Annotated in this window: 18 protein-coding genes; 13 read left to right on the forward strand and 5 right to left on the reverse strand. The window is 35.4% G+C overall.

Annotated features, from left to right (window positions below; all coding sequences use genetic code 11):
- The first annotated feature begins 3 nt into the window (after nt 1–3).
- The 5 genes from GJE18_RS02035 (at nt 4) to ltaS (ending at nt 4,989) form a co-directional block, all read left to right on the forward strand.
- The gene (locus tag GJE18_RS02035) at nt 4–612 is read left to right on the forward strand and encodes an aminotransferase class IV (protein ID WP_060552432.1); all 609 of its coding nucleotides are present in this window, start codon (nt 4–6) and stop codon (nt 610–612) included.
- 12 nt (nt 613–624) lie between these two features.
- A complete protein-coding gene (locus tag GJE18_RS02040; protein ID WP_085622134.1) occupies nt 625–828 on the forward strand; it encodes a hypothetical protein in 204 nt (67 codons plus the stop codon).
- Between the two features lie 17 nt (nt 829–845).
- On the forward strand, nt 846–1,529 hold the full coding sequence (locus tag GJE18_RS02045; protein ID WP_037566480.1) for a 5-oxoprolinase subunit B family protein: 684 nt from the start codon (nt 846–848) through the stop codon (nt 1,527–1,529).
- Complete coding sequence (locus GJE18_RS02050; protein ID WP_037566482.1) at nt 1,526–2,530, forward strand: 5-oxoprolinase subunit C family protein; 1,005 nt, start codon at nt 1,526–1,528, stop codon at nt 2,528–2,530. Before GJE18_RS02045 ends, GJE18_RS02050 begins: the two co-directional genes overlap by 4 nt.
- Before the next feature lie 521 nt (nt 2,531–3,051).
- Nucleotides 3,052–4,989 carry a polyglycerol-phosphate lipoteichoic acid synthase LtaS gene (gene ltaS / locus GJE18_RS02055; RefSeq protein WP_060552434.1) on the forward strand — a complete coding sequence of 646 codons (1,938 nt, stop codon included), beginning with the start codon at nt 3,052–3,054 and terminating at the stop codon, nt 4,987–4,989.
- 71 nt (nt 4,990–5,060) lie between these two features.
- On the opposite strand, the gene GJE18_RS02060 is transcribed toward ltaS, so the two are convergent.
- Nucleotides 5,061–5,876 carry a ZIP family metal transporter gene (locus GJE18_RS02060; RefSeq protein WP_037567809.1) on the reverse strand — a complete coding sequence of 272 codons (816 nt, stop codon included), beginning with the start codon at nt 5,874–5,876 and terminating at the stop codon, nt 5,061–5,063.
- Between the two features lie 112 nt (nt 5,877–5,988).
- On the opposite strand from GJE18_RS02060, the gene GJE18_RS02065 reads away from it, so the two are divergent.
- From GJE18_RS02065 to GJE18_RS02090, 6 genes are all read left to right on the forward strand, one after another.
- The gene (locus GJE18_RS02065; RefSeq protein ID WP_165886069.1) at nt 5,989–7,866 is read left to right on the forward strand and encodes an ABC-F family ATP-binding cassette domain-containing protein; all 1,878 of its coding nucleotides are present in this window, start codon (nt 5,989–5,991) and stop codon (nt 7,864–7,866) included.
- 10 nt (nt 7,867–7,876) lie between these two features.
- Entirely contained in the window at nt 7,877–9,667 is a 1,791-nt protein-coding gene (gene recQ / locus GJE18_RS02070) for a DNA helicase RecQ (RefSeq protein WP_037567813.1), read from the forward strand.
- Between the two features lie 177 nt (nt 9,668–9,844).
- On the forward strand, nt 9,845–10,798 hold the full coding sequence (locus tag GJE18_RS02075) for an ABC transporter ATP-binding protein (RefSeq protein ID WP_060552437.1): 954 nt from the start codon (nt 9,845–9,847) through the stop codon (nt 10,796–10,798).
- Nucleotides 10,795–12,309, forward strand: a complete 1,515-nt coding sequence (locus GJE18_RS02080) for an ABC transporter permease/substrate-binding protein (protein WP_060552438.1) — start codon at nt 10,795–10,797, stop codon at nt 12,307–12,309. Before GJE18_RS02075 ends, GJE18_RS02080 begins: the two co-directional genes overlap by 4 nt.
- 305 nt (nt 12,310–12,614) lie before the next feature.
- Nucleotides 12,615–13,664 carry a histidinol-phosphate transaminase gene (gene hisC / locus GJE18_RS02085; protein WP_105994967.1) on the forward strand — a complete coding sequence of 350 codons (1,050 nt, stop codon included), beginning with the start codon at nt 12,615–12,617 and terminating at the stop codon, nt 13,662–13,664.
- Nucleotides 13,665–13,738: 74 nt separating this feature from the next.
- Nucleotides 13,739–14,269 carry a 5' nucleotidase, NT5C type gene (locus GJE18_RS02090; RefSeq protein WP_081858238.1) on the forward strand — a complete coding sequence of 177 codons (531 nt, stop codon included), beginning with the start codon at nt 13,739–13,741 and terminating at the stop codon, nt 14,267–14,269.
- A gap of 60 nt (nt 14,270–14,329) precedes the next feature.
- On the opposite strand, the gene GJE18_RS02095 is transcribed toward GJE18_RS02090, so the two are convergent.
- The 4 genes from GJE18_RS02095 to GJE18_RS02110 form a co-directional block, all read right to left on the reverse strand.
- Nucleotides 14,330–15,259: a diacylglycerol/lipid kinase family protein gene (locus GJE18_RS02095; protein ID WP_037567823.1), complete on the reverse strand. Its 930-nt coding sequence runs from the start codon at nt 15,257–15,259 to the stop codon at nt 14,330–14,332.
- Nucleotides 15,260–15,578: 319 nt separating this feature from the next.
- On the reverse strand, nt 15,579–17,090 hold the full coding sequence (locus tag GJE18_RS02100; RefSeq protein WP_060552440.1) for a peptide MFS transporter: 1,512 nt from the start codon (nt 17,088–17,090) through the stop codon (nt 15,579–15,581).
- Nucleotides 17,091–17,501: 411 nt separating this feature from the next.
- On the reverse strand, nt 17,502–18,002 hold the full coding sequence (gene queF, locus GJE18_RS02105) for a preQ(1) synthase (RefSeq protein ID WP_037567828.1): 501 nt from the start codon (nt 18,000–18,002) through the stop codon (nt 17,502–17,504).
- A 13-nt stretch (nt 18,003–18,015) separates the two neighbouring features.
- The gene (locus GJE18_RS02110) at nt 18,016–18,900 is read right to left on the reverse strand and encodes a DMT family transporter (RefSeq protein WP_060552441.1); all 885 of its coding nucleotides are present in this window, start codon (nt 18,898–18,900) and stop codon (nt 18,016–18,018) included.
- Nucleotides 18,901–19,610: 710 nt separating this feature from the next.
- On the opposite strand from GJE18_RS02110, the gene nrdI reads away from it, so the two are divergent.
- Entirely contained in the window at nt 19,611–20,000 is a 390-nt protein-coding gene (gene nrdI / locus GJE18_RS02115; protein ID WP_037567834.1) for a class Ib ribonucleoside-diphosphate reductase assembly flavoprotein NrdI, read from the forward strand.
- Nucleotides 19,972–22,077: a class 1b ribonucleoside-diphosphate reductase subunit alpha gene (gene nrdE, locus GJE18_RS02120; RefSeq protein ID WP_060552442.1), complete on the forward strand. Its 2,106-nt coding sequence runs from the start codon at nt 19,972–19,974 to the stop codon at nt 22,075–22,077. Before nrdI ends, nrdE begins: the two co-directional genes overlap by 29 nt.
- The last annotated feature ends 88 nt before the right edge of the window (nt 22,078–22,165 follow it).

Raw genomic sequence — 22,165 nt, forward strand, 5'->3', positions numbered from 1 at the left:
GCGATGGAGCTATTTGAAACGATGCGTTTAGAACAAGGTCATATTTTGCGAGAAGCGTACCACCGAAATCGTATTAAGCAAGCATGTACTGATTTGAACTTTGAATTTAATGAAGCGGCATGGTCCAAATGTATATACCGCTTTCAAGAAAAGTTTCAAGTCGGCACATATCGCGTTAAATTAATCGTCGATGATAAGGGGAGGATTCATGAAGCGTATGCCCCTTTACCCGACACCACTGTGATGTCAGCGCGCTTAAAAAAAGTGGCGCATTCGACACCAATGTGGCAAAGAATATATAAAACGACAGAACGCGACTATTTAAAACATACACATGAGACACAATTAATTTTACTTTATAATGACAATGAAAAAATTTTAGAATTTGATATTGGTAATGTCGTCGTTGAATATGAAGGGCTTTATTACACGCCACCTTATGAAAATGATTTTCTTCGTGGATGTATGCGCCAATCATTACTTGATGAAGGTCAAATAACAACAAAATTATTGAATATCCATTCATTAAAGCAATTTCTACATCAAGGTGGTAAACTATGGATGATAAACAGTTTGAGAGGTTGGGTACCTGTACAACTGAGTGACATTTAGAAGGTGAGCTGTGTGATACTTTTATATCTATTATGTATTATCAGTTTGTTGTGGTTAGGGCAATGGATGAATCATCAATTATTAAATCGACAATTAGAATGGCTTGCGTATCTGTGGCTTATATTAGTGCTCTGTATGCAAGGTGTTTTAATATACCATTTTGTAAAAGCGATTTTGAAATGGCTCATGTTTATTTTAAAGTTATTCTATAAATAATTACTGGAGTGAATATCATGAAGGTTTATAGCCAAGGCGATCAAGCGATTGTCGTTTCATTAAAAGGTGCACTGACACCCGAAGCGACAGAGCGTTTATTAGTGTTACGCCAATATTTATTGGAACAAAACTATCCATTTATTACGGAAATCGTTCCAACTGAAACAGACATGCTTATCTCATATGACGCAAGACAAATGATGAAACATTTAAATGTAACTTCGCCATTTTTACATATGAAATCTTTAATAGAAAAGATTGACTTAAGTCATAAAACTTGGGATGAAAAGCGTCATTGTATTAGAGTGCCCATCTATTATGGAGGAGAGTATGGTCCGGATTTTGACTCGATTTTAGAAGAGCTTGGTATTACACGTGAAACGTATATTCAACAGCATACTGCGCCCGAATATTTCGTATCTATGATGGGCTTTTCGCCAGGTTTTCCATATTTATCGGGATTACCAGAAGCACTTGCTGTTAATCATACAGCTAAAGAAAAACAATATATACCGGCTGGTTCTGTCATATTAGAGAATAAAAAATGTGGTATTACTACGACGGATACTTATGAAGATTGGCTCGTGATAGGCTATACACCTTTAAAACTCTTTGATGTTCATCGCGAGGATATGGTACTCATGTCTATTGGTGATCACGTTAAATTTTATGATGCCGAAGAAAGAGGTGGGGCACGATGACAATCATCATAGAAGAAGGCGGCTTATTTTCAAGCTTTCAAGATTTTGGACGTGTGGGATATGAACATTTAGGTGTCATTCGAAGTGGTGCGTTAGATGTGCTCGCACATGAAATCGCGAACCGACTAGTGGGGAATGATAAAAATGAAGCGACACTTGAAATGACGAATCAAATGGCACGTATTCGTTTTACAGAACCTACATTAATCGCGCTATCAGGCGCACAAGCTATTGCGCAAACACAAGATATGCGCGTCAAAATTAATACGTTATATTTAATGAATAAAGGCGATGTGTTGTCTTTTGATCATATCAAACGTGGTGCGCGTGTCTATATGGCTGTCGCAGGTGGCTATGAAGTAGATCAATGGCTAGGCTCCACTTCAACGGACATCATTTCTCAAATGGGTGGCTTCCATGGCCATACGTTAAAAGACGGTGACGAAATTCAAATGAAGCGTGATTATAATGAGCGTCATCATAAATTATTTGAAAACCTTGAAGAAACAAGACATACGGATTGGGGAGTTGATGGGTATGCACTCTCATTTAATTACCTTTCAGATGTCGTGCATGTTATTCCTAATAAAGGGACTGAAGACTTTGATGACAAGATTTTAACGCAATTTACCCGCGGTGAATATCGTGTGACAAGTAAAGCGAATCGTATGGGCATTGTTTTAGAAGGTGCACCCATTAAAGCGTATTATAAGGGGTTTCCACCACATCGTTCTGTAAAACGTGGCACGATTCAAGTAAAAAAAGATGGGTCACCTATCGTATTGTTAAATGATCATTACACTTTAGGAAGTTACCCTCAAATAGGTACTATTGCAACGTATCATCTCACGAAAATCGCCCAAAAAAGACAGGGCTCTAAAATTAAGTTCCAATTCATAGATGTTCTTCAAGCTGAACAAAACCTCGTTAAATATCACAAATGGATTAAACAGTTGTTCCACGGTATTGAATATCGTATGCAAAGTGAAATGTTAAAATGAATACTATAGTGTGAATAAGAGGAAAGGTAAAGGAAGGTCGCGCATACCATTTCTTTACCTTTTTATTTATAATTTAACAAATGAATCCCAAAGTGACGTCTATCTTTACAGTAATTAGAATGAAACGATGATGTTATAGGTTGCTATGGTTGCGTTTTAATTTTCTACAACTGTAGGCCGAGTACAAATCATACTAAAGCCGTTATAATGAATGTTATTGAATAAATAGACACCATTGTTAAGGGGTTATGAACTACGTATAAATACAAGATGATTTTAATTTTGAGTAAATATAAATTTATTCGAAATAAAGCCTAAAAACCCTTTTTCACTTGAAAAATGACACTAATTCGTATATATTGTTATATTGAACTTACATATGTTTATTACGAAAATGTTACAATTATAAAGAGAATTCAATTTATTTATTGATAAAATGAACTTGATTGAGATGCAGAAAAAAATATGAACTTAAACTGTGCTAAATGCACCATATGAGATGAAAATATGGGGGAACATGAATGGAAAATAATAGAAAGAAGATAGGGATTTTCACGTTTTTCTTATTAATGGTATTAACAATTTCACTAAAAACGTATTTCGCCTATTATGTTGACTTGTCACTCGGTGTTAAAGGACTTACACAGAATTTAATTTTATTAATGAATCCTTATAGCTTACTTGCACTTATTTTAAGTGTATTCTTATTCTTTAAAGGTCGAAAAGCATTCTGGTTAATGCTTACTGGCGGTTTCTTATTGACGTTTTTATTATATGCGAACGTCGTATACTTCCGATTCTTTTCAGACTTTTTAACGTTTAGTACGTTAAATCAAGTCAGTAATGTCGACTCAATGGGTGGTGCCGTTGGTGCATCATTCCAAAAGTATGATTTTGTGTATTTCTTAGATATTATCGCTTACTTGTATATTTTAATTTTTAAACAAAAATGGTTAAGCTATAATGTTTTCCATAAAAAGTTTATTCCAGTTGTAATGGCAACTGCGGTCGCACTATTTTTCTTAAACTTAGCGTTTGCAGAAACAGATCGTCCGGAATTATTAACACGTACATTTGATCATAAATATTTAGTGAAGTATTTAGGTCCTTATAACTTCACCGTTTATGATGGGGTAAAAACAATTCAAAATAACCAACAAAAAGCTTTGGCTTCTGAAGATGATTTAACACGTGTATTAAACTATACAAAACAAAAACATACAGCACCTAATATGGAATATTATGGTAAAGCCAAAGGTAAAAATATCATTAAAATTCATTTGGAAAGTTTCCAAACGTTTTTAATTAACAAAAAAATTAACGGTCATGAAGTCACACCATTTTTAAACAAATTGTCTTCAGGCCAAGAAGATTTTAGATATTATCCAAACTTCTATCATCAAACAGGTCAAGGTAAAACGTCTGATGCTGAATTCACGATGGATAATAGCTTGTACGGCTTGCCACAAGGTTCTGCGTTCTCATTAAAAGGAGACAATACGTATCAGTCTTTACCGGCTATACTTAAACAAAAAGAAAATTACACATCTAATGTGATGCACGGTGACTACAAAACATTCTGGAACCGTGATCAAGTATATCGTCATTTCGGCGTTGATAAATTTTATGATGCAACGTACTATGACATGTCACCTGAGAACTTAGAAAACTTAGGTTTAAAAGATAAAGAGTTCTTTAAAGAATCAGCAGACTATTTAGACAAAGAAAAACAACCATTTTATTCTCATTTAATTACTTTAACGAACCACTACCCATTTACATTGAGTAAAGAGGATGCCTCTATTCCACCAGGCAATACGGGTAACTCTACAGTAGATGGTTATATTCAAACAGCTCGTTATTTGGATGAATCGGTAGAAGCATTTATTAACGACTTGAAAAAACGTGGTCTTTACGATGACTCAGTGATTATTATGTATGGTGACCACTATGGTATTTCTGAAAATCATAATAAAGCGATGTCACAACTTCTTGGTGAGCCAATTACACCAGCCAAGTTTAATGATTTAAATAAAACTGGTTTCTGGATTAAAGCACCTGGTGTAGAACCTAAAGTAGATCCAACATATGCAGGTCAAGTCGACGTGATGCCTACATTACTACACTTGATGGGTATTGATACTAAGAACTACATTATGCTTGGAACAGATATGTTATCTAAAGATCATAAGCAGCTCATTCCATTCCGTAATGGTGATTTTGTAACTGATAAATATAAATATGTGAATGGTAAAGCATATAGCCATAAGGATAATAAACCAATGGCAATTCAACCAAAAGACTTAGAAAAAACGAAAAATCAAGTTGAGAATGACTTAGAAATTAACGATGAAATTTTAAATGGCGATTTAATGCGTTTCTATAAAAACCCTGATTTTAAAAAGGTAGATCCACGTGATTACCATTATGAAGCAGGTCCTAAAGGAAAAGATAATTAATTCGTTTAACAAAAAAAGCACTTCGGCATGTTCGAAGTGCTTTTTTTATATTCATTTTCATTATTTGACCGTTAGCCTAAAGCAACATCGAGGATCATCATAAGTGTGAAGCCACCCATTAAACTTAATGTAGCTAAATCGGTATTTTTCGCTGATTGCGAATCAGGAATCAGTTCTTCAACGACTACAAAAATCATTGCACCAGCGGCAAAAGCAAGGGCATAAGGTAAAATGGGTGTTACGACGATTACGGCTGCAGCACCTATGACAGCGAATACGGGTTCAACTAAGGCTGAAGCTTGTCCATAATTAAACGCTTTCCATTTACTACTGCCTGCCGCCCGAATAGGCAAGGAAAGTGCAGCACCTTCTGGGATGTTTTGAATGCCGATACCAATTGCCAATCCTAAAGCCCCTAGTAAAGTGGCATGTGTGTTGCCAGTGGCAATCCCACCGAAAGCAACACCTACTGCTAAACCTTCTGGAATATTGTGCAACGTAATGGCTAAAAACAATAACGTATTTTTATTTAAATTTGTAGGAACGCCTTCTTGTTTTTGGGATTCGTCATTTGTATTTCGATGCATATGTGGGATGACATAATCGAGCGAACGTATGAAAAGGCCCCCTAATAAAAATCCAATTGCGGCAGGCATCCAAGGTACCGCGCTGTCTGAACTACTCTCAATCGCAGGCTGTAATAATGACCAAAAACTCGCAGCGATCATAATGCCAGCTGCAAATCCTTGCATAGAGTTCAAAACTTTTTCATTAACTTTTTTAAAAATAAAAACAGTTGCCGCACCAACAGCTGTCAGTAACCAAGTGATGGTTCCGGCACATAATGCCTGAAGTGTGGGCGACAACGACGAAAGAAAATCCAACATTACAAAAGGCTCCTTATATCATTTGAAATCAAAAAAGTGTATAATATATAGAACTGATTTAAGCGTAACAAATAATCAAGAGTAAATCTATAAGAAAAAGGAAGTATTAGCGTTGGAAGCGTTTAAAATAGAACACCTACATAAATCTTATGCAGATAAAGTGATATTTGATGACTTAGCATTATCCATTTCTAACCAAGAGCGAATTGGGTTAGTGGGTATAAATGGAACAGGGAAAAGTTCATTACTTAAAGTGATTGCTGGCCTTGATGATGATTTTACTGCACAAGCGACACATCCTAAACAGTACAAAATCCGCTATGCTACGCAAAAAGAAGATATGGACCCTTCATCAACTGTGTATGATGTCGTTTATCAAGCTGAAACGGATGCACTCCAAACGATTAAACGTTATGAACTAGCCGTGGCACAATATAGTACGCATCCATCAGATCAAGCGTTCAATGAAATGATGGATGCACAGGCACAGATGGATAATAAAGGCGTTTGGGACTATAGTGCTGAAATTAAAACCATCTTATCAAAATTGGGGATTCACGATACAACGCAACAGGTAAGCACATTGTCGGGTGGACAACAAAAACGGGTTATTTTAGCACGCACATTGATTGAAAAGCCTGATTTATTGCTCCTCGATGAACCAACGAACCATTTGGACTTTGAATCGATTCAATGGCTTATCAATTTTGTAAAAACGTATCCGAAAACGGTAATGTTCGTGACACATGATCGCTATTTTTTAAATGAAGTATCGACACGCATCGTAGAACTAAAAAATGGTCAACTGTATTCTTATCCAGGTAATTACGAGACATATATTGCGATGCGCTCTGAACGTGAAATGATTGAACAACAACAACAAGTGAAACAACGTGCGTTATATAGGCAAGAGTTAGAATGGATGCGCGCAGGTGTTAAAGCACGAACGACGAAACAACAAGCCCGTAAAGATCGCTTTGAGCGCATAGAACAGCAAGTAAAATCACATAAAGTTCAAGAAAAGGGGGAACTGAATTTAGCACATGCACGCTTAGGAAAACAAGTGTTTGAGCTTGAGGCAGTAGGTAAAGCGATTCAAGATAAAACATTATTCAAATCTTTTTCTACAATTATTCAAAAAGGGATGCGTATTGGTATCGTTGGCCCCAATGGTGTAGGTAAGACGACACTACTTAATATTATTGCAGGTGTGGATGACAATTTTGAGGGTGTTCTAAAAGTTGGGCAAACGGTCAAAGTAGCCTATTTTAAGCAAACAGATGAGCATTTAAATCGTGATGTACGCGTCATCGACTTCTTACGTGAAGAAAGTGAAGTTGCACGTCAAAAAGATGGTACGATGGTATCTGTTACTCAATTATTAGAACAATTTTTATTTCCAAGTGCTACGCATGGTAAAAAGGTGTACAAACTTTCTGGTGGCGAACAAAAGCGCTTATATTTACTTAAATTACTTGTACATCAACCGAATGTACTTATTTTAGACGAACCCACAAATGATTTAGATACAGAGACGTTAACTATTTTAGAGGATTATATTCACCATTTCGGTGGCACGGTTATAACTGTAAGTCACGATCGCTACTTTTTAAATAAGGTCGTAGATACTTATTGGTACATTCATAATGAAAAAATTGATGTTATTGTAGGTCAATTTGAAGATTATATGACCTACAAAAAATCACTAGAAGCAAGCCTCCAATCTTCAAAACCAGCATTAACAAAATCTACTGCGCCTAAAAAGAAACAAAAGGGGTTATCGTATAAAGAAAAACGTGAATATGATATGTTAATGACGCGTATAGAAGAAACTGAATCACGGTTATCGGAAATAGAACAAGAAATGATTGAAGCAAGCGCAGATTATGGCTTGATTAAGCAATTGAATGATGAAAAAGAAAGTTTAAAAGCACAATACGATAAAGACATCACGAGATGGAGCGAACTTGAGGAAATTATTGAACAGTAAGAGGGATAAAATGGAACAAACACTGTCACATTATTTTGGATATAAGCGTTTTCGTCCAGGGCAAAAAGAGATTATTACCCGTGTACTTAACCAGCAACATACGTTAGGTGTTTTACCAACTGGCGGTGGGAAATCCATTTGTTACCAAGTGCCGGGACTTATGCTAGGGGGAACAACACTTGTTATAAGCCCACTCATCTCATTAATGAAAGATCAAGTAGATCAATTACATACGATGGGGATTTCTGCTGCATACTTAAATAGTAGTCTATCGCTAAAAGCACAAAAAGAAATTGAAGCGCAACTATTAAACGGTGCGTTACAATTTTTATATATTGCCCCAGAGCGCCTTGAAAATGAAACGTTTTTAAGGTTGCTATGTCGTGTAAATATTAAGCTTGTTGCTTTTGATGAAGCACATTGTATCTCTAAATGGGGACATGATTTTAGACCAAGTTACCAGGCGGTCATTCATCGTGTATTGGCGATGCCACAACAATTTGCGATTGTGGCTTTAACAGCAACAGCGACGACAGAAGTTCAACAAGACATTATGTCACGATTAGGTATTCATCCGAACCATCTCATTAAAACGAGTATTAAACGTCCTAATCTTTTATTTAAAGTCGATCATACGTACCAACGTCAAAAGTTTGTGTTAGATTATGTTCAATCACATTCAAAAGTCTCAGGCATTATTTACTGTTCGACACGTAAACAAGTTGAAGCAATGTATGAGGCGTTGCGAGATGCAGATATTCCAGCAACTTATTACCATGCGGGTTTAACCGCAAAGCAACGCGATGAAGCACAACATGCGTTTTTATATGACAAAAAGCGCGTCGTTGTTGCAACCAATGCGTTTGGAATGGGGATTGATAAATCCAATGTGCGGTATGTAATTCATTATAATATGCCTGGTGATTTAGAATCCTACTACCAAGAAGCAGGACGTGCTGGTCGTGACGGGCTTGAAAGTGATTGTATTTTGCTATTTAGCGATAGAGATATTGCGCTCCATCAGTATTTTATTTCAACATCCTCAGCAGATGATGATTATAAAGAGAAGATGGGTGACAAATTGACCAAAATGATTCAATATACGAAAACAAATAAATGTTTAGAAGCCACATTGGTACATTATTTTGAACCGAATGAAAAATTAGCAGAGTGTCAGAAATGCAGTAATTGCGAGGCACAGAATAAAACATATGATATGACTAAAGAGGCAAAAATGATTGTAAGTTGTGTCATACGGTTAGGACAAAAAGAAGGGTATCAAACGGTCATTCAAGTTTTACGTGGTGAAACATCAGATTATTTAAATCACAATCAGTTTTATACGTTGTCAACGTACGGGATAATGAAAGACTATACAACTGGTGAATTGCACCATTTAATTGATGAACTGCGTTTTAAAGGTTATTTAAATGAATATGATGAGAAGTTGATGTGTGACCCATCCGTTGGACAATTATTAAATGAAAACATCAAAATCAAAACGACGCCATTCAAAACAAAATCGAAAGAACGCGTAAATATTAACACGATTGAAGGTGTCGATCGTCACTTGTTTGATGCTTTAAGTGAAGTGAGGCAACAAATGAGTGATAAATTGGATGTACCACCGATTAATATCTTCTCAGATTATACTTTAGAGGAATTCGCTAAACGTAAACCAACTACTAAACAAGAAATGATTCAAATTGAAGGTGTCGGAAGTTATAAATTAAAGCATTATTGTCCGCCATTTTTAGATGCTATCCAGGCATATAAACAATTGGGACAGACTTCTATTTAATGTTAAGTTTGTATCAAATCATAGAAGAAAAGGCATGCGCAATATAAATGTGCACGCCTTTTTTTGTAGTGAGCATGCCTTAATATTGCGTTAAATTTACTTAATTTAAAAGCTTAATATTAGTAAGATAGGGTATACTTTTTACAATGATATTAAATTAAAAAATGAGGTTAAATAATGATTAAATTCGAGGATGTTACGAAAAGTTATGGTAATAAAGTCGTCGTTAATAAAGTAAACCTTAACATTAAAGAAGGGGAGTTTTTTGTACTTATCGGTCCATCTGGATCTGGTAAAACCACGACGATGAAAATGATTAACCGACTCGTCCCTTTAACAGATGGTTTTATATACTTTAATAATAAGCCAATAAGCGATTATTCTGTTTACGAAATGCGTTGGGATATGGGGTATGTGTTACAGCAAATCGCGTTGTTCCCGCACATGACCATACGTGATAATATTGCACAAGTCCCTCTAATGAAGTCGTGGACTCAAAATGAAATTGATCATCGTGTAGACGAACTTCTTAAAATGGTCAATTTAGATCCTAATACATATCGTCATCGAAAACCTGATGAATTATCAGGAGGTCAGCGTCAACGTGTAGGTGTGGTGCGAGCATTAGCGGCCGATCCACCTGTCATTCTTATGGATGAACCATTTAGTGCGTTAGACCCAATCACACGAGAAAACCTGCAAGATGATTTATTACGTTTACAAGCTCAAATTAAAAAAACAATCGTTTTTGTCACCCATGATATTGAAGAAGCATTTAAACTGGGGGATCGCATTTGTCTTCTAAATGAAGGTAAAGTCGAACAAATTGGTACACCTAATGAATTCATACAACATCCTAAGAATGCGTTTGTGAAACAATTTATAGGAGATTTATCCGGAGTATTTTTAAATCATTTCACACTTGGAAAGGTAGCTGAGTTAATCGGCACGCCTATCGACAAAAGTGATGACATGATAAAAGTTGACGGGGAGCGTTACGTTAGTGACATATATGGAGAACTTGCTTCACATGAAGGTGTTATCGTACATTCTTCACAACAATTATGGAAGTTGACGAGACAAGATATTTTCAACTTCTTATCTACACATCGGGCAGGTGATAGAAGGTGACAGAATTTTTAACTACGTTGAACGAACGGAAAGGTCAATTACTTTCAACGCTTATAGAACACATACAGTTATCTTTTATTGCATTACTTATTGCCGTATTAATCGGTGTCCCTTTAGGGATTTTATTAACCAAACAAAAAAATGTTGCTGAAGTAATCATCAATATTGCGGCGGTTTTACAAACGATTCCTTCATTAGCGTTATTAGGACTAATGATTCCACTCTTTGGTATTGGGACAGTACCAGCGATCATTGCTTTAGTCGTCTATGCTTTATTACCAATTTTAAGAAATACCTATACTGGCGTGACAGGGGTTGATCCCTCACTTATCGAGGCTGCTAAAGGGATTGGTATGAAACCGATAAGACGTCTGACAAAGGTAGAATTACCGTTAGCAATGCCAGTGATTATGGCGGGAATCAGAACAGCCATGGTGCTCATTATTGGTACAGCAACGCTCGCAGCGTTAATTGGTGCTGGTGGATTAGGGGATCTTATTTTATTAGGTATTGACCGTAACAATGCATCACTCATTCTCATCGGTGCGATACCAGCGGCATTGTTGGCTATTTTGTTTGATATTGTATTACGCATTTTAGGACGTATGTCTTACCGCAAAATGTTAATCACTTTAGGTGCCATATTATTAGTGATGTTCTTTGTCACGATTGCACCTCTATTTTCACAAAAAGAAGAAAAAATTACGTTGGCAGGTAAATTAGGAACGGAACCGTCAATCATCACGAACATGTATAAGATTTTAATTGAACAAGATACGAAATATAAAGTGAATGTTCAAGACGGTATGGGTAAAACGACTTTTCTTTTTAATGCTTTAAAAGCAGATGAAATTGATGGTTATTTAGAATTTACGGGAACAGTGTTAGGAGAACTTACAAAAGAATCCCCTAAATCTAAAATGGAAAAAAGAGTTTATCAACAAGCGAATGATAGTTTAGCACGTCAATATGATATGGAAATGCTCAAACCAATGAAATATAATAACACCTATGCATTAGCAGTGAAACGAGACTTTGCTGAAAAACATCATTTGAAAACGATTGGTGACTTGAAAAAAGTTGAAGATGACATTCGACCTGGATTTACTTTGGAATTTAATGATCGTGGCGATGGTTATAAAGCGATTCAACAAACGTATGATTTAAAATTTAAAAACGTTAAAACGATGGAACCGAAATTAAGGTATCAAGCGATTGAAAAAGATGATATTAATTTAATTGATGCGTATTCTACAGATGCTGAACTGAAACAATATGATATGGTCGTTTTAAAAGACGACAAGAAAAGTTTTCCACCATATCAGGGCGCGCCACTATTTAAAAAAGCATTTATTAAAGAGCACCCTGATGTAGAAAAAGCACTCAATCAATTAGAAGGAAAAATCTCTGATGAAGAGATGCAAGAAATGAACTATCGTGTGGCTGAAAAAGGTGAAGATCCTTATAAAGTGGCTAAAGATTATTTGAAAAAAGAAGGATTGGTTCACTAAAGCACACACGCGTGCGTTATTGATGCGCATTGTGATAGTACATTATCGAAAGTGTTAAATTTAAGCGTATGAACTTGTCTCATATTTAAATTGATAAGTCTTCAAAATGGATGTAAAGATGCATTTTGAAGACTTTTTTATGTGACCATTCATCACCGGTTACTTTATTTTTCATCTATACTTTGACGCTTTAAAGCAAATATGTAATAATTGAATTTATATTAAAAAAGTATAGCGTTTTTAACCGATTATCGTTATAATAGAAAACATATTTTAAAAATTCTGAATATTGGAGGCGGTCGTTCATGAAATCGCAAATTGCACAATTACGTGCATATCAACCTGGGTTATCACCAGAGGCGCTAAAAAAGAAATATGGTATTGAAGGTGATTTGCATAAACATGCGTCAAATGAAAACGTCTTTGGACCTTCTCCAAAAGTAAAAGAAGCCATCCAAACACATGTTGATGATTTATATTTATATCCAGAGCCGAATGCGCCATTATTACAGCAAGCTATTGCAGACCACTATCATATCGATCCGAATCGTATTCTCTTTGGCGCGGGTCTTGATGAGATGATTGTTATTATTTCGAGAGCATTATTACGTGCAGGGGATAAAGTGGTAACAAGCGAGGCAACATTTGGGCAATATTATCATAATGCAGTAGTTGAAGATGCGAATATGGTTCAAGTGCCTTTAAAAGATGGTAAATTCGATTTAGACGCGATTGCAGAAGCGGTAGATGCATCTACATCAGTAGTATGGATTTGTAATCCTAACAATCCGACAGGTACGTATCATTCGCATGATGCAATTGAGGCTTTTATTAAAAAAGTACCATCAGATGTTACCATTATTTTAGATGAAGCGTATGCTGAGTATGTGACTGCAGATGACTTTCCGCGCACCCTTGAATTAATGGAAACTTATCCGAATGTCGCAATGTTACGAACGTTTTCTAAAGCATATGCACTCGCAGCCTTGCGTATCGGGTATCTGATTACGACGGATACATTAGCCTCTAAGCTCAACGTATTACGCCCACCATTTAACACGACGCGTCTTTCAGAACAGGCAGCATTAGCAGCACTTAAAGATCAAACCCATTTACAAAAAGCGGTTGAGATCAATGATGCAGAGCGCCAAAAATGCTATGCCATTGATACGAATCTTAAAATTTATCCATCGCAAACTAACTTTATTTTTGTCGAAACGTCTCAAGCTTCAGAATTAAATGAAGCGTTATTAAGAGCAGGTATCATCGCGCGCTTATTCCCTAACGGTGTTCGTATTACTTTAGGTTTTCCTGAACAAAATGATGTCATCCGTGAGGTGTTAGCACAATTCTAAACTGATAACATGAATTCCAATCTTGTGTTTGATATAATCGACCTAATGAAGTAAACAAGGAGCGATTTGAAATTATGAGACAATCGATAGGCATCGATATGGATGAAGTGCTTGCAGATACGTTTGGTGCAATAATAGATGAGTTTAACCGACGAACACAATTAGGTGTGACTGTAGAACACATTTTAGGTAAGAAAATTTATGATATTATGCCTGAACATGCTGCTGAAATTAGAGATATTCTCGCTTCTGATGGCTTCTTTAGACGTCTTAAAGTGATAGAAGATGCACAAGAGGTTGTGCGTAAATTATCTAATCATTATGATATTTATATTGTTACGGCTGCTATGGATGTGCCATCTTCATTCCACGATAAATATGAATGGCTCAAAGAACATTTTCCATTTTTAGATTCACAACAATTTGTATTTTGTGGTCGTAAAAATATTGTGGCTACAGATTATCTCATTGATGATAATCCAAAACAACTAGGTATTCATACAGGGAAACCGTTAATGTTTTCAGCGCCACATAATCGTGATAATACTGACTTTGAACGCCTAAATAATTGGAAAGAAGTCGAAGCATACTTTTTAGGGGCATAGTGGTAAAACATTATTAAGTAAAATAAAAGGAATGGAGCTGTGAAAGTAGCCCATTCCTTTTTAATTATTTTGATTAGCTTCTGACGCCGTTAACAATTTGATCTTTTGAGGGTGTATTTCAATGGTGATAGGTGTTTCAAAATTAATTTCACCATCCACATCAACACGCATCTTAGGAGAAGTCGACAAATGGATATGATGACTTGGGATGTGTTTAATATTCTCACTAATCTCATTCCATGTCATACTATCTCGCAAACTAAACATGTCTTTAAGAATACTAATACTATAGTTATTGAAAACAAATGTACTTAACTGACCGTCAGAAGGTGACAAATCGGTCATTGGTATTTTACCACCACCAATAAAACGGCCATTGGCGAAAAGAATCATTGAGGTTTCACCGGAGTAAGTTTTTCCATCGATTTCAAGGTCATAATTAAAATGTTCTGGATTGGCTAAAGTTTTAAAAGTTGAGGAAATGTAACTTAGTTTTCCGAAAACATCTTTAGACTTACCCTCTACATTTTCAGCATTTTGAACCATAAGTCCAATTCCCGCAAAATTTAAAGCATATTGGTCATTCACTTTCATCACATCATAAGATTTAGGTTCTGATAGAAGTAGATCATGTGCTGCATCACCTGCATTGTTTGAAAGGTTTAACGTCTTTGCAAAATCATTAAATGTCCCTCCTGGAATTACTCCAACAGGAAGGTCTAATTCATTTTTTAAGACACCATTGATTAATTCATTGACTGTACCGTCACCGCCTAAAATAAAAAGAACATCAATGTCATCAGCGTTATTGGACTGCGCAATTTGTTCGCAATAACGTTCGATATCTCCTTCGTTTTCGCTCAGTTGAATTGAGAATTTTTTGCATAATTGTGTTAATGCGACAGTGACTTCGCCTAATCCTTCATGAATTTTATTTAATCCTGAATGTTGATGATAAAATAATAATCCATTGTTATACTGATATGCCATAAAACTTCCTTCTTTCATTAAACCTATTTACTGACATATATACCGCATTGAAATGTTTTTTAATCCTCTTTATGTGAATTCGTTAAAAAATCAACCGCAATGATAAACATTGCTTTAGTGTGGGGGAACATACGATGGCTATATAAAAAGGGGATTTGACTCACCTGAAATGAAAGCACTCGTTCATGGCTATTAAGAAATTGAATAAAGGTACTTCTCTCACTTTCGCGCCATCATTAAAATCATTACTAGAGCGCAAAATAGCCCCTCAACGTTCGTAGATAACGAATTTGAAGGGCATAGCGTGCATGTAACGTATTTATTTTACACCTTGCATTAATTTTCTAATGAATGGTGAGATGAGGAAGAGTAATATACCGATAGCAATAGCGACAATACCTGAATACATAAAATACTTGTTAGGATCGATAGATGTATAAACTTCAACCATCTGAGCATTTAAACCTTGAGCCATTGCATTGGATAAGAACCAAATACTCATCATTTGAGCAGTAAATGCTTCAGGTGCCAACTTTGTTGTCGTAGATAATCCAATTGGAGAAATACATAATTCACCTAACGTTACGATTAGGAAACTCGCGATTAACCAAAATGGATTTATTAACGGTGCGTCCGCTGATAATGGCACGACCATAATTAAATAAGAGACACCCGCTAAAATAACACCAATAGCAAATTTAAGTACAGTAGGAGGATTAAAGCGTCCTAATTTTACCCAAAGAATAGAAAACAATGGCGCCAATAATACAATAAAAAATGGATTTAATGATTGGAACCATGCAGGCGGGATATGGAAATCAATGAGACCACCTGTTACTTTAGCTAAACTCAATTGTGTTTTAGTGTCAGCGAATTGTGCGAGGACTGTAGAACCTTGTTCTTGAATCATCCAGAACGCAACGGATGCTATGAATAATGGAAAATATGCAAAAACGCGTTTACGCTCATAACTTTTTGTTTTCTTACTGATAATGATTTTACCGAAGTATAATAATGGAATGACAACGCCAAGAATTGTTACCAAGTTAGCGAAATTAGACAACGTCATCATATTTAAATAAGCTGACACCGTTGTTAATAATGCTAGAACTACAACTACGATGACAACAATTTTAATAATTTTAATACGTTCTGCTTTAGATAAAGGGTCTGGTACTTCGAGACCAGCCACACCTAAATTTTTCTTGTTCGTAATTAAATAAGTGAGCAATCCAAGGAACATACCTACAGCGGCAATTGCAAAGCCTAAATGGAAACCAATATTGGCTTGTGTCCATCCTACAAGTAATGGCGAAATTAATGCACCTAAATTGATCGACATGTAAAAAATGGTAAATGCTGCGTCTAAGCGTGGGTCATTTTTATCATAAAGAAGCCCAACAGTTGATGAAATATTAGGTTTTAATAGCCCTGTACCAATAATTAAAAATAGTAACGCAATAAGAAGTAATGTGAAGTTGTTCGGCAGTGATAAAAGAATGTGACCGACCATAATAAGAACGCCACCATAAAATAGTGCGTGTCGAGTACCTGTAATACGATCGGCAATCCAACCGCCAATAACACCACTCATATAAATAAGTGCACCATAAATGGATACAATTTGTAGTGCTAATCCTTGATCAAGTCCAAATCCACCATTTGAGACGGAGTAATAGATATAATAAGCTAAAATTGCTCTCATACCATAATAACTAAATCGTTCCCAAAATTCTGTGAAAAAGAGTGTACTTAACCCTTTGGGATGCCCGAAGAACCCTTTGCGGGGCGTACTAGCAAGGATTTCTTCTTTGCTATAGTGTTGATTCATCTAATCATTTCCCCCCTAAATGTTGAACATAGAACCATTTTAAACCTAATGTAAATTTTTAACAAGAAAATTCAGTAAATTTTGAATGATTCAGAGGCAAATTCGTGACAAATGCTAACTAAATGTCATGTTTTTAATATTAAATACTTCTTCACAATAATATTGATAAAGCAAAATCAAAAACCTTCAAAATTCATCATAATGTGAATTTTGAAGGTGATATAAGTCTTCAGTTGGTAGAAACCGAACTATTTAAGATGTAAAATGTGCACTGTTTCCAAACGGAGTTGTATGTTCAATTTCATTGCGCTTGAACGCTTAAGGTAAATAGCTATAAAATAGCAATGTTTAAAGCCAAGCCGCTTTGTGTAATTTGAAGCATAATCATTAAAATTAATAACAAATCAATGTTTATCGGTTATCAATATTTTCAGGATACATATCGTGATTCATGAGACGATGTTCGGCCATTTTTTCATATTTTGAATTAGGGCGACCATAGTTTGTATAAGGATCGATTGAAATACCGCCGCGTGGCGTAAATTTGCCCCAAACTTCGATGTAGTGAGGATCCATTAAGTCAATTAAATCATTCATAATAATATTCATGCAGTCTTCATGAAAATCGCCATGATTTCTAAAACTAAATAAGTATAATTTTAATGATTTAGATTCGACCATTTTAACATTTGGAATATATGAAATATAGATTGTTGCAAAGTCGGGTTGTCCCGTAATTGGACATAAAGATGTGAACTCTGGACAATTGAATTTCACAAAATAGTCGCGCCCTTGGTGTTTATTATCAAATGATTCGAGCACATCAGGGCGGTAATCAAATTCATATTTGTTATTTTGATTGCCAAGTAAAGTGATGTCTTGTAGTTCGTCTTTAGAACGTCCTTCTGTCATAGTATGACCTCCATTAATTTGATGTACTTTTATGAGATTGTTGAGCACGTGTTTCTTGTCTTGCTTTTTCAAACATAAAGTAACTTGCGCTTAAAATAATGACGTAACCGATGACAGCGATAAAATCGGGTGATTCGCCAAATAAAATAAAACCTATACAAGCAGTAAAGATAATAGATGCGTAAGTGAAAATAGATATATCTTTTGCAGGTGCATAACTATAGGCAACAGTAATTCCGATTTGACCCACAGCTGCGGATAGTCCGGCTAAAACAAGATAAATGATTTGTATTGTTGTCATAGGTTGATACGTAAATATGACGAACGGAAAAAGTGCAACGACTGAAAATAGTGAGAAATAAAAAACAATCGTATAAGGTGCCTCTCTCGTACTCAATGCACGCACTGCTGTATAGGCTGCTGCTGCAAAAATACCAGATAATAAGCCCATTAATGCAGGTATGATATCTGATGAAAATTCAGGCTTGACTACAAACAACATACCAATAATGGCAATCATCATTGCTGTAATTTGATATTTTTGAATGTATTCTTTTAAGAAGATAAGACTTAATAGAATCGTCCAAAAGGGGTTAAGTTTCATTAAAATGTCAGCATCACTTAAAACCATATGATCGATGGCATAAATATTAAGAAGTACACCCGTTAATCCAAGTGTTGAGCGTGTGATCAAAAGGGGTTGGCTACTTAGTTTACCAAGCATGGGTTGCTGATATTTTATAATAAAAAATAAGGGTATCAACATCGCGACTAAATTACGTGCTAATGATTTTTGAAAGACAGGTAAATCACCAGCAAGACGAAAAAAAACTGCCATAAAACTAAATCCAATAGCAGATATCAAGATAGCGATGATGCCTTTCATTTTTGAATTCATAATATCGCCTCTTATTTTTAAAATCAATGTGTTTATAGTAGCATAGTTTCATCTTTTATGCATAAGAAGTTGCAAAAATTTCATAATAACGTTACACTAAAAACGAACAAATGTTCGATATAATACTACTTTCTGCATCGAAAGTCAAGCCATATTAGATAGATAAATTGATAAAAATTAGGCTTTCAATTTTCATGAATTTTCATTTGTTGATATGACCGCATTTGGTGACAATCGGTGTCAAAAAAATTTTTTTCTGCTTTAAAAACTATGGCGACTGATGTACAATGAAACACATAATATAGTATGAACTTAGAACGTTAAACACAATATATAGTGTTTTAAAAGGGGTAATACATAATACGAAACTACAAGTAGTAAGCAAGATTACACTTTTGGATGAGGATGAAAACCCTCTCATTTACAACATCTTGTAGTTACGTTTAATCAGTCGGTTAACACTAAAAGAAAAGGGGAACGCTTTTATCACACCCTCATTTAAATGATTAAAACAACCGAAATATATGTTCGCGTCTATGTCATTTTATTAAGAGATTGCTATCTTCTGTTATTTAACTCTTTTTTATTTTACCAATAAAACATAATGCGCCATACGTCATACACAAATGATAAGTAACCAGATTAAATAGATAAGCAACATGTTGAGTCAAAGCACGTTTAATAGCGCACAAGAAAGGAAGTCCTTGAGTATGAAAGTGGTATTTTATTCTTTTACAGGAAATGTTAAACGTTTTATTAAACGAACAGAGCTTACCGACACAATGGAGTTGACTGAAAACTGTGCCTCAGAGCGTATTGAGGACCCATTTATTATTGTAACAGGGACTATTGGCTTTGGTGAGGTACCTCAGCCAGTAAAACAATTTTTAAATGTAAACCATGACAATTTAAGAGGTGTAGCCGCTAGCGGTAATCGAAATTGGGGACAAAATTTTGCAAAAGCGGGCATTGCGATTGCAGATGAATATAATGTCCCATTGTTAATGAAATTTGAATTGCATGGAAGTATACAAGATACGAAGGAATTTAAGGAGAAGGTGGTTAATTTTTATGAAGACAATGGAACAAAAGCAGTATAATCATATCGAATTGAATAACCAAGTCACTAAGCGCAATGAAACAGGCTTTTTTGATCTAGAAAAAGATCAACAAGCGCTTGAAGTTTACTTAGAAGAAATTGACGATAAAACGGTAAAATTCGATAGTGAAATAGAACGTTTACATTTTTTAGTTGATCAAAACTTCTACTATAATGTATTTAAAGATTACAGCGAAGAAAAATTAAATGAAATTATCACCTTTGCTAATGCTATTCCATTTCATTTTGCAAGTTATATGTCAGCAAGTAAATTTTTTAAAGACTATGCGTTAAAAACAAATGATAAAGCCAAATATCTTGAAAATTATCATCAACATGTTGTGATAGTGTCACTTTATTTAGCAAATGGACAAGTTGAATTGGCAAAGCAATTTGTACGTGCCATGATTGAACAACGCTATCAACCAGCGACACCGACCTTTTTAAATGCAGGTCGTGCGCGTCGTGGAGAGCTTGTGTCTTGTTTTTTATTAGAAGTGGACGATAGCTTAAATTCAATTAACTTTATAGATTCAACAGCAAAACAACTTAGTAAAATCGGTGGCGGTGTAGCCATTAACCTTTCTAAACTACGTGCACGTGGTGAAGCGATTAAAGGTATTAAAGGTGTGGCTAAAGGTGTGCTACCTGTTGCAAAAGCACTTGAGGGCGGATTTAGTTATGCGGATCAACTTGGCCAACGACCAGGTGCGGGTGCTGTATATTTAAATATTTTCCATTATGATGTCGAGGAATTTTTAGATACTAAAAAAGTAAATGCGGACGAAGACTTACGATTATCTACAATTTCTACAGGTTTAATTGTGCCTTCTAAGTTTTTTGAACTCGCGAAGGAAGGCAAAGATTTCTTCATGTTTGCACCGCATACTGTTGAGGCAGAATATGGTGTGACATTAGATGATATTGATATTGATGAATATTACGATCGTCTGGTTGAAAATCCAAACATCATGAAAAAGTCTAAAGATGCGCGTGAAATGTTAAATATGATTGCGCAAACGCAGTTACAATCTGGATATCCTTATTTAATGTTTAAAGACAACGCCAATAAAGTACATCCAAATGCCAATATTGGCCAAATTAAAATGAGTAATTTATGTACGGAAATCTTCCAACTTCAAGAAACGTCAATTATTAATGACTACGGTGTTGAAGATGAAATTAAACGTGATATTTCATGTAATCTAGGTTCTTTAAATATTGTGAATGTAATGGAATCCAATCGTTTTAGAGATTCTGTTCATACAGGGATGGACGCGCTCACATTCGTCAGTGACGAAGCCAATATCCAAAATGCCCCTGGTGTCAAAAAAGCAAACCGTGAATTACACTCTGTAGGTTTAGGTGTCATGAACTTACACGGGTTTTTAGCTAAAAATCAAATTAATTACGAATCTGAAGAAGCAAAAGATTTCGCAAATGTTTTTTTTATGATGATGAATTTCTATTCATTAGAACGTTCAATGGAAATTGCTAAAGAACGTGGCGAAAAGTTTGCAGATTTCGATAAATCGGATTATGCAAATGGGCGTTATTTTGAAAAATATACGACGCAAGACTTTTTACCAAAGTATGATAAAGTAAAAGCATTATTTGCACATCACACGATTCCGACTAAAGAAGATTGGAAAGCGTTACAACATGAGGTACAACAATACGGTTTATATCATGCTTATCGTCTAGCGATTGCGCCAACACAAAGTATTTCGTACGTACAAAATGCGACAAGTTCAGTCATGCCAATCGTGGATCAAATTGAACGTCGTACGTATGGTAATGCAGAAACATTTTATCCTATGCCATTTTTATCTCCACAAACAATGTGGTATTACAAATCAGCATTCAATACGGATCAAATGAAACTGATTGACCTTATTGCAACTATCCAAACACATATAGACCAAGGTATCTCGACAATTCTTTATGTTAACTCTGAAATTTCGACACGTGAATTATCACGTCTCTATGTCTATGCACATTATAAAGGATTGAAATCGTTATACTACACACGTAACAAATTATTAAGTGTTGAAGAATGTACGAGTTGTTCAGTTTAATTTCAATGGGTTTCTGAATGTATGGGGGACGCATTTACGTTATGGAGAATCAAATGTGTACAAACCTTACACGTAATATCCAGGTATG

This window comes from Staphylococcus agnetis (genome assembly GCF_011466855.1).
GTDB lineage: Bacteria > Bacillota > Bacilli > Staphylococcales > Staphylococcaceae > Staphylococcus > Staphylococcus agnetis.

Excerpts from the sequence above, each read along its gene's own strand:
- GJE18_RS02035 (WP_060552432.1), top strand. The coding sequence starts at position 4 with ATGGAGCTATTTGAAACGATGCGTTTAGAACAAGGTCATATTTTGCGA.
- GJE18_RS02045 (WP_037566480.1), top strand. The coding sequence starts at position 846 with ATGAAGGTTTATAGCCAAGGCGATCAAGCGATTGTCGTTTCATTAAAA.
- GJE18_RS02050 (WP_037566482.1), top strand. The coding sequence starts at position 1,526 with ATGACAATCATCATAGAAGAAGGCGGCTTATTTTCAAGCTTTCAAGAT.
- ltaS (WP_060552434.1), top strand. The coding sequence starts at position 3,052 with ATGGAAAATAATAGAAAGAAGATAGGGATTTTCACGTTTTTCTTATTA.
- GJE18_RS02060 (WP_037567809.1), bottom strand. The coding sequence starts at position 5,876 with ATGTTGGATTTTCTTTCGTCGTTGTCGCCCACACTTCAGGCATTATGT.
- recQ (WP_037567813.1), top strand. The coding sequence starts at position 7,877 with ATGGAACAAACACTGTCACATTATTTTGGATATAAGCGTTTTCGTCCA.
- GJE18_RS02075 (WP_060552437.1), top strand. The coding sequence starts at position 9,845 with ATGATTAAATTCGAGGATGTTACGAAAAGTTATGGTAATAAAGTCGTC.
- hisC (WP_105994967.1), top strand. The coding sequence starts at position 12,615 with ATGAAATCGCAAATTGCACAATTACGTGCATATCAACCTGGGTTATCA.
- GJE18_RS02090 (WP_081858238.1), top strand. The coding sequence starts at position 13,739 with ATGAGACAATCGATAGGCATCGATATGGATGAAGTGCTTGCAGATACG.
- GJE18_RS02095 (WP_037567823.1), bottom strand. The coding sequence starts at position 15,259 with ATGGCATATCAGTATAACAATGGATTATTATTTTATCATCAACATTCA.
- GJE18_RS02100 (WP_060552440.1), bottom strand. The coding sequence starts at position 17,090 with ATGAATCAACACTATAGCAAAGAAGAAATCCTTGCTAGTACGCCCCGC.
- queF (WP_037567828.1), bottom strand. The coding sequence starts at position 18,002 with ATGACAGAAGGACGTTCTAAAGACGAACTACAAGACATCACTTTACTT.
- GJE18_RS02110 (WP_060552441.1), bottom strand. The coding sequence starts at position 18,900 with ATGAATTCAAAAATGAAAGGCATCATCGCTATCTTGATATCTGCTATT.
- nrdI (WP_037567834.1), top strand. The coding sequence starts at position 19,611 with ATGAAAGTGGTATTTTATTCTTTTACAGGAAATGTTAAACGTTTTATT.
- nrdE (WP_060552442.1), top strand. The coding sequence starts at position 19,972 with ATGAAGACAATGGAACAAAAGCAGTATAATCATATCGAATTGAATAAC.